Source organism: Pseudomonas sp. RC3H12, from assembly GCF_018596375.1.
Classification (GTDB): domain Bacteria; phylum Pseudomonadota; class Gammaproteobacteria; order Pseudomonadales; family Pseudomonadaceae; genus Aquipseudomonas.
The window spans coordinates 1,764,091-1,776,526 of the sequence record NZ_CP075595.1 but is presented as its reverse complement, the minus strand read 5'-3'; the positions used below and the strand labels follow the sequence as shown (position 1 = coordinate 1,776,526).

The following is a 12,436-nucleotide window of genomic DNA, read 5'->3' as shown; positions in this document are numbered from 1 at the left end:
CCTACAACTCTCGTAGGAGCGGGCTTGCCCCGCGCTGCCATCTACGGTGCTATTTGGCGCTGACCACCTGTCCCTTGTCCCGCTCGCTGATCACATACTGCCGATACTGCGGATCAGCCTTGATCTGCGCTTCGGTGAACGGTATCGACGCCAGTTGCTTGGCCGCGAAGGCTCGGGTCTGGTCGGCGGCATGCGCCGACGCCCGCTCGCTCGACAGCGAGAACGCCAGCAACCCTTGGGCCTGCGGCCCCTGCTCGGTGAAGCTGACCACCTGCAGATAGCTCGAACCACTGACCACCAGGCGCTTGCCCGGCCCCACCGGCACACTGACCATCGCGTTGTAGACGCCCAACGCCTGCGGCCCGCCGGGCACCGGCGTGCCATCGGCGGCCTGCTGAATCTGCCCCCAACTTTGGTCGGCGGCGATACCGGCCTCGCTCACCTGCGCAAGCGAGCCCAGCGCCGCCTCGTGCAGCAGCCTGCGCACCGCGGCCTGCTCCACCGCCAGGCCACGAGGCGTGTGCAACGGGTCGGCCGGGTCGAACGGCACGCGCCAGCTTTGCGGATGCTCGGTCAACGCGCCGGCGATATTGATGAAATGAACCAGGCCGATACCGCTGCCCTGGTCGGCCTTGCCGGTCCACGCCTGCAGGCTGGCGCACACCGACTGAATGTCCGCCTCCACGCCCTTGCACCATTGCAACAAGTCCGGCATCAGCAAGCTTGCCTGGTACACCTCGTCATCGAACACCATGCGCTGCAGCTCGGCGACACCCAGCTTGGCGTTACCTTGCAGGCGCTGCAGGGCGAAGCGGCTGCGCATGCCCAAGGGCTGGTCGGCACGGCTGACCAGCGGTGAGTAGCCGGTCAGCGGCTGGGCCGGGTTGGCCATCCACGCTGAATCGTTGGCGTGCTGCACATAGTCGCGCCGCTCCAGGCTCGGCAACAGGCTCGCTGGAAAAATGCCTGGCTGTGCAGCCTGCGCATCCACCTTCCATTGGCAGGCACTGCGCGAGCCGTCAAGCACCACCAGCGGGCCCGACGCGCCCGGGTTGCTGCACTGCTCCAGCATCCCCTGGTCGACATAGGGCACCACCGACTGATTGAGGTACAAGGCCTGGCCAGCAGCGTCCACTGCCAAGGTGTTGACCCAGGGGATGCCCTGCAGCTCGCCCACCGACGCCTTCAGCGCCTGCAGGCTGTCGGCACGGTTGATCCGGTACCACTGCTGCAATACCCGGGTGTTGTCGAGGTTGGCGTCGCGCAGGCTGTAGGCGGCGTGATTGTCCCAATCCAGACGGCCGGGCCATTGCACCACAGGGCCAAACTTCGACAGGTGAATCGTGCGTTCGACCTGGCTGAGCGTACCGTCCTCACCCTTCACCGTGATCGTTAGCAGCTTGCGCTCCAGCGGCAGCGACTGGCCGTCATACAGGTAGCGGGTGGCATCCTTGGGGTCCAGTTGCAGGCGGTAGAGGGTGAAGTGCTTGGAGGTGTCGACCGTGTGGGTCCAGGCCAGGTGCCGGTTGAACCCGATATTGACCACCGGCAGGCCCGGCAACGCCGCTCCCATCACATCCAGTTGGCCGGGGATGGTCAACTGCATCTGGTAAAAGCGCATCCCGCCAATCCACGGGAAGTGCGGGTTGGCCAGCAGCAGCCCGCGGCCATTGGCCGAACGCTCAGCGCCCACGGCCACGGCATTGCTGCCACGCTCGGCGGCGAACTGCGCCTGTCGCGCCAGGGCCACGCTGTAGTCGACCGCCGGGCGCTGCGCCGCCAGCTTGGGTGGCGTCGCGGCGACCACGGCCTCGACGAATTGCCCCACACCGCCCTCGGCCAGCAAGCGCCGGGTCAGCTTGACCAGATCGCGACTGGTGATCGGTCGTAGCCACTCCCCTGCCCCGCACTCGGCCGGCAGCCCCTCGGCCCGCCGTTCACCCAGGGCACGGTTGTAGCCGTTGGCATAACCGTCAAGCAGGTCGCGCACCGCCACCGGCTGCGCCTTGAGGAAACTGTCTACCGCCGCAGGCTCGTTGAGCCAGGTAAAGAACAGGTCGCTGGAGAGATTGTCACGCTGCTCGACCGTCTTGCCGTCGGCACCGAAATAGCGGGAGCGCTCGCCATTGACGGTCAGTACTTCGCCAGCCAGCAGGCACAGGTTGTCCTGGGCATAGGCGTAGCCGATGCCGTAGCCCAGGCCGCGCTCGTCCTTGGCCAGGATATGCGGCACGCCGAAACTGGTGCGACGGATCTGCGCGGAGGCCTCGCCATCGACCTCACGCGCCTGCAGGGTCAGGCTGGAAGCGACCAGGGCAGCGGCAAAGCCCAGGCGAAACAGGGGAAGAGGGATCACAGGCACTCCTCGTGCTTATCGGGGTCATCCCGAACAGACGAATGGCCAGATGAAAATTTTACGTTCGACGCAGTGCTGCAACGTTCTCAACAGAACGTGTCAGATTTTTTTCACCGGGGGTTGCAGTTTTGTCGAGCTCAAACGTCTTTAGATGTGAGGCACCGATGATTTCGGGACAGTCCACGAAAAGGAGCATTCACATGTACAACCCGCAACAAGCGCTAGCGGCGCAGCCTGCACCCAGCCAGGCTGCCGCCTCCCAGGAGGAACGCGTGGGCAACGAACAGATCCGCGAGCTGCTGCGCGCCTACGGCCTGCGCACCAGCCTGATCCGCCTGAAGGTCATCGACGCCCTGCACACCGCCGGCCGCAATGGCCGCAGCATTGGTGTGCGTGGCGTGCATGCGCAACTCGAGCAGTTGGACATCCCGCTGTCGTTCCTGAGCGTGCGCGAGGTGCTCAAGCGCCTGTGCAGCGAAGGCGTGATCAACCTGGGTAGCGACAAATGCTACAGCCTGAACCCTCAGGCCCGGGCCGTGCTCGAGCAACCCGCCTCGCGCTGAGCACATGGCCGGCAAGGATATGCCGGCCCGCCTGCTTCAGGGTTTCACCTTGCGCCGCAGGATCCCGTTGATCACCACCACGACCACCGCAATGGCGATGGCGACGTACTGGAATGTCTGCTCGCTGATAGTGCCCTGCTTCTGCAGGTAACTTAGGCCAAGCATGATCCCCAGGACCACCAGGATGATCAGGATCGAATATTTCAGGCGCTGCACGTGTGTCATCGGAGGTTCCTTGCGACATCGGGGACATGAGGCTCCAGCGGAGCCGACGCCATGATACCTCGGCCGCTTGCCCCTCGCTGCAGTTCCTGCCGGCTCCCCACGCAGCAATCCCCCCTTTCCTGCCCCTGCCCCACGGTAGCGTCGAGATGCGCCCGTAGGTGCATGTCTAGGTAAGCTACCCAGTAAGCCATCATGGAACCCTTTCTCTAGATGGTTTGGGGCCTGCAGCGCAAGGGTGAAGGCATTTCCTACTTCAAGGCGTCCGGCTGCCCGCAAACAACAGACAAGGACGACTACAAGCCCCGGTCCGCTTCGGCCCTAGCGACTTTTTCCGTCGCTGTTCGAAAATCTGGCCACGCCACGCGGACCTCCCCGTGGCAACCGTCGCCGCAGCCCACCGGGACCTCGGCGCCGGCCAAACCCAATGACGGAAGGAACCATTTCGTGGAAATGCCAGACCTGAGCAACATCGACCTCACCCAACTGCCTCAGTCGCTGCAGGCACTGATCGAATGCATCGGTTTGGACAACGCCTACCGGCTGACCCATGCCTTTGGCGGACGCCCCAAGTACATCCCCAAGCATCGCCAACGCACGAAACTGGCCGATGTGCTGCCGCCCGAGGCGCTTGATGCGCTGATCCAGCGTTTCGCCGGCCTTGCCCTGGAGATCCCCAAGTCCGACCACTTCCAGCGCCAGCTGCGCAACCAGCAGATCCAGCGGGAGAGCGCCAGCGGGCTGTCACGCAGCCTGCTCGCCGACAAGTATGGATTGAGCCTGCGACAGATCGGCAACATCCGTAGACAGGCGTAGCCAGCGCCTGGTCAAAGGGGGAATGCCGTGCCTGCCAATCTCAGAAGGCGCGGGGCAACTCTGCTGCAATCGACCGTGCGAAGGTCAAGTCGCTGCCACGGCGACCTCGAACTACTTTTCGCCGTCCTCGAGCGGTGTGCTCCACAGCACCAGCTCGAGCGCCGCGGCAATCTGGATACGGTGGTCGGCGAATGAAATGGCAGCAGGCCTGGGCGCGCTCCAGGCGCCGGAGCAAGGTATTGCGATGCGTACCCAATACGTCGGCGGTCTGGATCAGAAATCGCGCTTGTAGAAGATATCCAGCGAGCTGGCCAGGCCGCTCGCGGCTTCCAGGTAGACCTTCTTGCTGAGCTTGTAGCGCAAGGCAATGGTGTTGGCCGGCTCGAACACGCCCACGCCATAGCGCAGGCTCAGGCGCTCGGTGAGGTTGCCGCTGGCCACCACGCTGGTCTTGTTGCCCGTGCCCTGGGTGTCGAGCTGGAAGTCGTCGATACCCAGGTTCGAAGCCAAGCCGCCGGTCAGGCCGGCGCTGCCCATCAAGCCTAGCCCCAGCGCCGCCTCGGCAAGCATGTTGCTGTCCTCGCCGGAGCTGTTCAGCGGCCGGCCCAGCACCAGGTAGGACAACGCCTGCTCCTGGCTCATCGCCGGCTCCGAGAACACCTTGGTGGTCGGCTGCTCGGCGCTGCCGCTCAGGCGGATGCCGGCGATCACGTCGTCGACCTTTCGGACCGCCTCGATGTCCAGGTACGGCTGGTCGATGGGGCCGGCAAACAGCAGCCGCGCGCGGCGAATGGTCAGGCTCTGCCCATACTGCCGATAGCGTCCGTCGGCCAAGCTCAGTTCGCCCCGGGTATCGAGGTTGTCGCCGATATGCACGTGGCCCAGCAGGTTGGCGGTCAGGCCGAAGCCCTTGAACGACAGTTTTTCGCTGCCGACATCGACATCGATGTCCATCGCCACCGCCATCGGCGGCTTGCCCTGCTCGGTCTGGTGGCCGACGATCACCGTGTCGTCCGAGACCTTGACCGTCGACGGCGGCAGCTCGCGCACGGTGATCTTGCCCTTAGGCACCTGCACCTTGCCGGTCACCGCCAGTTTGTCGTCCAGCAGGCGAATGCTCAGGTCGGGCGCCACTTCCAGCGCCGCGTAGGGCTCGACGCTGACCGGCAGCTGCTGGCCTTTCAGGCGCAGGTCCATACCCAGCGCCTGGCCCCAGGTCATATGCCCGGTCAGTTGCCCACGCCCTGCCGCACCACTGTGCCAGTTGCCGTTCAATTGCACCTGCTCACCGGCGATCAGCGCCTGCAGCGACAGGTCCTCCAGGTTCACCGGCAACTCCGCGCCGCTGACCTCGCCACCGCTCAAGGCCAGGCTACCATTGACCTGGGGCGCAATCAGGCTGCCAGACAGGCGCCCGCTGCCGTTGAGCTGGCCGGCCAGGCGCTCGACCATCGGCAGGAACGGCCGAATGACCGACAGCTCAAGCCCGGCCAGGCGGAAATCACCGGACAACGGCTTGTTACGGCCCAAGGGATCAAGACGGGTGTTCACATTCAACTCACCCAGGCGCTCGCCCCGGAAGTCCAGGCGGGTGTCGACCCGGCGTGGCGCCAGGGTGCTGTCCAGGTGCAGCACCTGATAGGGGAAGTCGACCCAGCGGTCCTTGTCGCGTACCCGCAGGGTGCCACCGCCGGCATCGACGCGGATGCTGCCCTTGGGGCCGCTGGCCGGGATGTCGAGGTTGATGTCGGCGTTGAGCAGGCCCTGCCAGGCGAAGTCCTTGGGCAGCCACTGCGCCAGGCTGTCCAGCGGGAACTGCTTGAGGTGGTAACGCAGGCGCGGCTCCGGCGCCAGGCGCTGGTCCTCGCCGCACAGGCTGGCTTGGCCGGAACGCCAGCAATGGGCGCCGAAATCGAGCTGGCCGCTGGCCAGGCGCTGCAGGCGCGCCGGGGCCTGCAACTGCCAGTCCTGGCCGCCGGCCTGGATGCGCCCGCTGGCCAGGCGACCGCGCCAGTCGCCCTTGGCCAGGGCGCCATCCAGCGCCAGGTCGAGCTTGAGTTGCGGGCCGTCGAGGGCCAGGGTGGCAGCCTGCTGGCGAAGATCGCCCTTGCCTTGCACATCAAGGCTGCCCAGGGCGGTATCACCCACCCGGATACCGCCGGCCTTGAGCGTCAGTTGTCCGCGCTGGGCATTGTCCAGCCGGGCATCCAAGTCCAGTCGCTGCACGCGGTTGTCGGCCTGGCCCAGCTGTTGCCCCTGCAGGGTCAGGGTGCCTTGCGGTGCGGCCAGGGTGCCGGCCAGGTCCAGACGGCCCTTGGCCTGCCCTTGCAGCTGCGGCCAAAGCTGGCCCAGGCGCGGCAGGTCGAGGTCGACACGCCCGGCCAGGCGTTGCTGCACGCTGGCGCTGCCATTGATGCGGTTGTCGCCCAGCTGCACCGCCAGGCTGCCCAGGGTCCAACGCTCGCCCGCGCCTTCGGCGTCGACCTTGACCAGCGCCGGCTGGCCGCGCAGGCGCCCTTTGAGGTCCAACTGAGCCTTGAGCCTCAGTTGTTCGTGCTTCAATTCGCCCTGGCTGCGCAGCGGGCCGGCCAGGGTGCCGGGCAGCTCCGCCAGCCAGTAGGCCGGATCCAGGGCCGACAGTTGCAGGTCGACATCCCAGGCCAGGGTGTCGGCAAAACGCAGGGCGACACTGCCGGCGGCCTTGCCCTGCCCGGCGCTGAGCAACAGTTGCGACAGGCGTACCTGACCGAGGTCGCCGTCGAACGGGCTGGCTAGGCTGAAGGCGCCGGCCGGGCCGTCCAGATCGCCGTTGACCACCCCTTTGTAGCTGCCGTCGCGGTACTGCACCTGGGCGTTGAAGCGCTTGAGCGTGACCTGGGGCGCCGTCTCCAGCGGGTACAGGCGCAACCAGGGGAAGTCCAGCCAGTCGAGGCTGGCATCGGCGCTCAGGCCTTGCTGCCAGTCGGCGTTGGCCTGCAGCTTGAGGCGTTGCTGGTCGCTGGCGTTCAGGTCCAAGGCATCGAGCCGGGCACCCTTGGCATCGACCTTGCCGGCCAGCACCAGGCCGATCGGCCCTTGCTCGGCGGGCAGCGTGGCCGAGCCGGACAGTTGATACCCCTTGAGCAAGTCACCCTGGGCATCGAGCCGCAGCTGGTCGAGTTGCAGGGTGTCGGGCAGCTCGGCGGCGGGTTTGAAGCTGTCCGCGCGAATGCTCAGGTGGGCCGGCAGGTGCTCGGCCAGGGCCTGCAGCTCACCGCTCAGCCGTGCGTCCAGATAGCCACTGCTGGTGGCGTCGACGGCAAGGGACTTCTGCAACTCGCCCTTGGCGCTCAACGCCAGTTGCCAAGGCTTGCCATCGACCGCGGGCAGTTGCAGCGTACCTTGCAACTGCAGCGGCCAGTCGCCTTGGGGCATAAGGTCGCCCTGCACGTCCAGGCGCAGGTCGTCGCGGCGCAGTTGCAGGCTGTCCACGCGCAGGCCGCTCGCAGTCCAGTGCGCGGCCAGGCTAAGGTCGCCCAGCAGGTCGCTGCCATCCAGGCGCAGCTGGCCCAGCTTGACCTCGCCCAGCTCGATGGCCAACGGCAGATTCAGCGTCGGCAGTTGCAGCGGGCCGCTATCGGGCTTGTCCTCGCCCGGGGCGAAGGCCATGTCGATACGCTCGGCCTGCAGACGCTCGACGCACAAGGTGGCGCGCAGCAGGCAGGCTGGCGACCAGTCCAGTTGCGGGGCCTGCACCTCGACACGGTCTTCGCCCGCCGTCCAGCGCAGTTGGCTGGCCTGCCAACTGCCGCCGAGGCGTCCGGAAAAATCGCTGACTTGCAGCCCCGGCACCAGGCCCAGCACCCAGCGGCTGCCGCCCTGGGTACCCAGCACCAGGCTCAGCGCCAGGACGATCAGCAACAGCAGGCCCAGCAGTGCCAGCAGGATGGGTTTGACTACACGCGTCACAGCTCAGGCCCCATGGAGAAGTGCAAACGAAAACCACCGTCGTCATCCAGGGCGCGGGCCAGGTCCAGGCGCAGCGGCCCCACCGGCGACACCCAGCGCACGCCGATGCCGACGCCGGTCTTGAGGCTGGGCAGTTCCAGCGAGTTGAACGAATTGCCCTGGTCGATGAAGGTCGCCAGGCGCCATTTCTCGGCAATCGAGTACTGGTACTCGGCGCTGCCGGCCACCAGGTAGCGCCCACCGATGCGGTCGCCCTGGTTGTTCTTCGGTGACAGCGACTGGTAGTCGTAGCCGCGCACGCTCTGGTCGCCACCGGCGAAGAAGCGCAGTGACGGCGGGATGTTCTGCTGGTAGCCATTGGTGGCACTGCCGCCGAACTGCACGCGGCCAAGGAAGCGATGGTTCTGGCCCAGGGTGGTCAGGCCCTTGAGCAGCACGTTGCCGTGGATCAGGTTGGTATCCGAACCCAGGCCCTCCTTGGCCGCCTGCAGGTCGAACTGCAGGCGGTAGCCATTGTGCGGATCGATGCGGTTGTCGCTGCGCAGGTAGGAGAAGCTGACACCCGGCATCAGCAGGTTGCTCAGCCCCGAGTCGTCGCCCAGGCGATACTCCTCGCGCTGGTACTTCAGCGAAATCACCCGCTGCCAGCCGCTGGGCAGCTTGCTGTGCCACTCCGGGCCGACGGTGAGCAGCTTGCTCAAGGTATCGGTGCCGGAAATCTCCTCGTTCTGGTAGCCGCCGGCGAAGCGCAGCTTGTCGGTGAGCGGCGGGTCCAGCGGAACGTCGTACCACAAGCCGACGTTCTGCCGTGGCGCCGACAGCTCGGTTTCCCAGCCGTAGCTGTGCCCTTGCGGGTTGACCCAGTGGCGGGTCCAGTTGGCCTTGCCGCGCGGCCCGACGTCGGTGGAGAAACCCAGGCCCAGGCCGAGGGTGCGTGGCTTGCGGGTGTCGAGGTGGACGTCCACCGGAATGTCCTCGCCCACTGCGGCGGTGGGCGCGGCGTCCACGCGCACGCTGTCGAAGTAGCCGCTGGACTGCAGGTCGTTGTTGAGTTCGGCGATCAGTTCCGAGTCGTACGGGGTGCCGGGCTTGAACCCCACCATGCGCTGCAGCAGGTCGTTGTCCAGCGGCGCATCGCCACCGAAGCTCACCGCGCCAAGGCGGTAGCGCGGGCCACTCTGGTAGACCAGTTCGATATCGGCCACACCGGCCTGCGGATCGACCGCCAGGCGCTGGCGCTCAAAGCGCCCGGCGAAGAAGCCGTAGCGCGAGGCCTGGTTCTGGATCAGCCGCTTGGCGTCCTCGTAGGTGCCGTGGTTGAGCTGCTCGCCCGGGCGCAGCGCCTTGCTGTCGGGAATGCGGAACACCCTGAGCTCGCTGGCCGGCCCTTCGATGCGCACGGTCACGTTGCGCAGGCGAATCGGTTCGCCGGGCTCGACCTGGATGATCAGTTGCGGTGGCTTGTCTTTTTCGGCCGGCGCCTTGACCTCGGTCTCGACCCGCGCCTGGTAATAGCCCAGGGCCTGGGCCGCCTTGCGCGCCTGCTCCTCGGCGCCCCGGCTGAAGCGCAGCAAGGCCTCTTCGTCGCGGTCACCCAGGCTGCCGATATACCCTTCGATATTGGACTTGAGCGCCTTGTTGGCGGGTTTGACCCGCACCAGCAATTCGCTCTGCGCCCATGCCATGGAGCTGGCGGCCAGCAACAGCAGGCCCCAGCCAAGTCTTCCTGAATACGTCATGCGCGGCATGCTACCAGAGCGCAACGGCCAAGGGGCTTTCAGAAAACGCCTGTCACAGGTTCGCGACCCTCGACGAGCGCGGGTTGGGGTGGAAGAACACCCGCTCGCGGATCGGCCCTACGGCGATCTCGCCGATCTCTTCATAACCCTGGCGCTGGTAGAACGCCAGGTAGTGCGCATTGCCGGTGTCCAGCACCACGCCCTCGGTACCGGCGTCCTCGGCGCACCAGTCATGCACGGCCTGCAGCAGTTGCTCGCCGTAGTGCTGGCCCTGGAACTGCGGATGCACGCCCAACAGCGGCAGCACATGCACCTTGTCCCCCGGCAGGCAACCGGCCAGCGCGGCCTGGTAATCCAGGTAGCGGCGGGTGCAGCGCAGGCCGGTGCCGAGGATCATGCGCAGGCGCCAGGCCCAACTGTCGGCCACGCCGAGCCGGCGTTGCGGCGGCACGATCAGCGCCAGACCGATCAGGCGATCCTCCAGCAACAGGCCGATCGCCGGCAATTGCAGATAAAAGTGCTGGCGCACCCACTCGCGCACCATCACCCGCAGACGGCGCTCGTACCCGGGGCGCTGGGCCTCGAACAGCCAGGCGAAGGTCGGTTCGTGGCGGTAGGCATGGTAGAGCAGTGAACGCGCCTCGCGGGCGTAGCCAGCGTCGAGCAGGCAGATCCGGGCCGGGGCGGCGATGTCGTCGGGCATTGCGGGCAGTCCTCCTGGAATGGGCGTACAGGGCCTTGGAACCAGATTCCGGCGCTGGGTTCACCTCCTCCAGCACGTTAGCAGCGCCCGCAGCGCGGCGCCATGCTGGCCGTGGCCGGCGATGTCGGCTAGCATCCGTGGTTTTTACCAGGATCGTCTTTCCATGAAGATCGTCTCGTTCAACATCAACGGCCTGCGCGCCCGCCCGCACCAGCTGGCGGCGCTGATCGACAAACACCAGCCGGACGTGATCGGCCTGCAGGAAACCAAGGTCAGCGACGATCAGTTCCCGTTGGCCGACGTCGAGGCACTCGGCTACCACGTGCACTACCACGGCCAGAAGGGCCACTATGGCGTCGCCCTGCTCTCGCGGGAAAAACCGCTGTCGCTGTCCAAGGGCTTCGCCAGTGACGAGGAGGACGCCCAGCGCCGCTTCATCTGGGGCACCTTCGCCGATGCCGACGGCACGCCGATCACCATCATGAACGGCTACTTCCCCCAAGGTGAAAGCCGCGACCACCCCACCAAGTTCCCGGCCAAGCAGCGCTTCTACAGCGACCTGCAGGCCCTGCTCGAAGGGCAGTTCAAGAATGACCAGCCTGTGGTAGTGATGGGCGACCTGAACATTTCGCCCCAGGACTGCGATATCGGCATCGGCCCGGACAACGCCAAGCGCTGGCTTAAGACCGGCAAGTGCAGCTTCCTGCCCGAAGAGCGCGAGTGGATGGAGCGTCTCAAGGGCTGGGGCCTGGTCGACAGCTTCCGCCACCTGTACCCGGACGTGGCCGACCGCTTCAGCTGGTTCGACTACCGCAGCCGCGGTTTCGAGGACGAGCCCAAGCGCGGCCTGCGCATCGACCTGATCATGGCCTCCCATGGGCTGCTGCCGCGGGTCAGGGCCGCCGGGGTCGACTATGAGCTGCGGGGGATGGAAAAGCCTTCGGACCATGCGCCGATCTGGCTTGAGTTGGGCTGATTGCGTACGGGCTGCGCGATTACAGGCGCAGCCCTACCACACCTGGATACAAATCCCCCTTAAACATCGCCTCGTTCAGTTCGTCCAACAGCACGAACTCCCGCTGTCTGCCCAGCAACCCTGAACAAGGCTTTCCCATGACCGCACCCCTGAACCGCCTCACCCTGGCCGCCCTGCTGGTCGCCTGCAGCCTGCCGGCCCTGGCCGCGGCGCCCGCGCACAAACCTGGCAGCGTGTTCCGCGACTGCGCCAAGACCTGCCCGGAAATGGTGGTGCTGCCCGCCGGCAGCTTCATGATGGGCACCCCGGATGACGAAAAGGGCCGCCAGGACGACGAAGGCCCGCTGCACGAGGTCACGTTCAAGAAAGCCTTTGCCGTCAGCCAATACCAGATCACCAACGGGGAGTGGAAGGCCTACCTCAAGGCCACCGGCTACAAGGTCCCCAACGGCGATACCCGTCCGGGCCGCGAGTGCATCGCCGGCGTGCCGCGCTACCAGCAAGGCGACCGCCAGCCCGCCGTGTGCCTGAACTTCCACGAAGCCGAGGCCTATGCCGGCTGGCTGTCGAAGAAGACCGGCAAGGTCTACAAGGTGCTCAGCGAATCCCAGCGCGAGTACGCCGTGCGCGGCGGCAGCACCGGGCCGTTCCCCTTCCCGCTCGATGACAACGACGAGCAGAAGTACCAGATCTCCAAGCACGCCAACACCTACGGCCCTACCGACGGTTTCTCCTTCACCTCGCCGGTCGGCAGCTTCCCGCCCAATGCCTTCGGCATCTATGACGGCCACGGCAACGTCTACGAGTGGACCCGCGACTGCTACGTCGACAGCTATGCCAGCGCCCCCACCGACGGCAGCCCGCAGACCAACAGCAGCGAATGCGAGGATCGCCGGGTGATCCGCGGCAACGACTACACCGAGGCGCCGATCTTCTCGCGCTCGGGCAACCGCAACGAGCGCAGCTCCACCCTGCGCGGCGACTGGATCGGTTTCCGCGTCGCCCGCGAGCTGTAAGCCCTGCCCCGCCCCGGCGCCCTCGGCGCCGGGCGACTAAATCCGCGCAAAACCCTCTCGTCTACCAAGATCAGGACCTGCTCCTGCCCGGCGCCAA

9 protein-coding genes are annotated in these 12,436 nt (G+C 66.4%); 4 read left to right on the top strand and 5 right to left on the bottom strand.

Annotated features, from left to right (window positions below; translation table 11 throughout):
• Window positions 1–49: 49 nt before the first annotated feature.
• Window positions 50–2,356, bottom strand: a complete 2,307-nt coding sequence (gene pvdQ, locus KHO27_RS08130; protein WP_502937609.1) for a bifunctional acylase PvdQ — start codon at window positions 2,354–2,356, stop codon at window positions 50–52.
• 200 nt (window positions 2,357–2,556) lie between these two features.
• Here pvdQ and KHO27_RS08125 point away from each other — a divergent pair, with 200 nt between their 5' ends.
• Window positions 2,557–2,919 (top strand): fe2+ zn2+ uptake regulation protein, encoded by a 363-nt coding sequence (locus tag KHO27_RS08125; RefSeq protein ID WP_110699391.1) that lies wholly within the window; start codon window positions 2,557–2,559, stop codon window positions 2,917–2,919.
• A gap of 36 nt (window positions 2,920–2,955) precedes the next feature.
• Here the strand turns inward: KHO27_RS08125 and KHO27_RS08120 are convergent, their stop codons facing one another.
• Complete coding sequence (locus tag KHO27_RS08120; RefSeq protein ID WP_023632313.1) at window positions 2,956–3,144, bottom strand: hypothetical protein; 189 nt, start codon at window positions 3,142–3,144, stop codon at window positions 2,956–2,958.
• Between the two features lie 444 nt (window positions 3,145–3,588).
• On the opposite strand from KHO27_RS08120, the gene KHO27_RS08115 reads away from it, so the two are divergent.
• Window positions 3,589–3,957 carry a Mor transcription activator family protein gene (locus KHO27_RS08115; RefSeq protein ID WP_102682324.1) on the top strand — a complete coding sequence of 123 codons (369 nt, stop codon included), beginning with the start codon at window positions 3,589–3,591 and terminating at the stop codon, window positions 3,955–3,957.
• 273 nt (window positions 3,958–4,230) lie between these two features.
• On the opposite strand, the gene KHO27_RS08110 is transcribed toward KHO27_RS08115, so the two are convergent.
• The 3 genes from KHO27_RS08110 to KHO27_RS08100 are packed head-to-tail and all read right to left on the bottom strand — an operon-like array spanning window position 4,231 to window position 10,347.
• Window positions 4,231–7,905 carry a translocation/assembly module TamB domain-containing protein gene (locus tag KHO27_RS08110; RefSeq protein WP_214501580.1) on the bottom strand — a complete coding sequence of 1,225 codons (3,675 nt, stop codon included), beginning with the start codon at window positions 7,903–7,905 and terminating at the stop codon, window positions 4,231–4,233.
• Window positions 7,902–9,644 (bottom strand): autotransporter assembly complex protein TamA, encoded by a 1,743-nt coding sequence (locus KHO27_RS08105; protein WP_102682349.1) that lies wholly within the window; start codon window positions 9,642–9,644, stop codon window positions 7,902–7,904. The genes KHO27_RS08110 and KHO27_RS08105 overlap by 4 nt, the downstream gene beginning before the upstream one ends.
• A gap of 52 nt (window positions 9,645–9,696) precedes the next feature.
• Window positions 9,697–10,347 (bottom strand): GNAT family N-acetyltransferase, encoded by a 651-nt coding sequence (locus KHO27_RS08100; protein WP_102682350.1) that lies wholly within the window; start codon window positions 10,345–10,347, stop codon window positions 9,697–9,699.
• A 163-nt stretch (window positions 10,348–10,510) separates the two neighbouring features.
• Here KHO27_RS08100 and xthA point away from each other — a divergent pair, with 163 nt between their 5' ends.
• Together xthA and KHO27_RS08090 are read left to right on the top strand one after the other, a co-directional pair.
• Window positions 10,511–11,323, top strand: a complete 813-nt coding sequence (gene xthA / locus KHO27_RS08095) for an exodeoxyribonuclease III (RefSeq protein WP_102682351.1) — start codon at window positions 10,511–10,513, stop codon at window positions 11,321–11,323.
• Window positions 11,324–11,460: 137 nt separating this feature from the next.
• The gene (locus tag KHO27_RS08090; protein ID WP_110699399.1) at window positions 11,461–12,339 is read left to right on the top strand and encodes a formylglycine-generating enzyme family protein; all 879 of its coding nucleotides are present in this window, start codon (window positions 11,461–11,463) and stop codon (window positions 12,337–12,339) included.
• Window positions 12,340–12,436: the final 97 nt, after the last annotated feature.

Excerpts from the sequence above, each read along its gene's own strand:
- xthA (WP_102682351.1), top strand. The coding sequence starts at position 10,511 with ATGAAGATCGTCTCGTTCAACATCAACGGCCTGCGCGCCCGCCCGCAC.
- KHO27_RS08125 (WP_110699391.1), top strand. The coding sequence starts at position 2,557 with ATGTACAACCCGCAACAAGCGCTAGCGGCGCAGCCTGCACCCAGCCAG.
- KHO27_RS08090 (WP_110699399.1), top strand. The coding sequence starts at position 11,461 with ATGACCGCACCCCTGAACCGCCTCACCCTGGCCGCCCTGCTGGTCGCC.
- KHO27_RS08100 (WP_102682350.1), bottom strand. The coding sequence starts at position 10,347 with ATGCCCGACGACATCGCCGCCCCGGCCCGGATCTGCCTGCTCGACGCT.
- KHO27_RS08120 (WP_023632313.1), bottom strand. The coding sequence starts at position 3,144 with ATGACACACGTGCAGCGCCTGAAATATTCGATCCTGATCATCCTGGTG.
- KHO27_RS08105 (WP_102682349.1), bottom strand. The coding sequence starts at position 9,644 with ATGACGTATTCAGGAAGACTTGGCTGGGGCCTGCTGTTGCTGGCCGCC.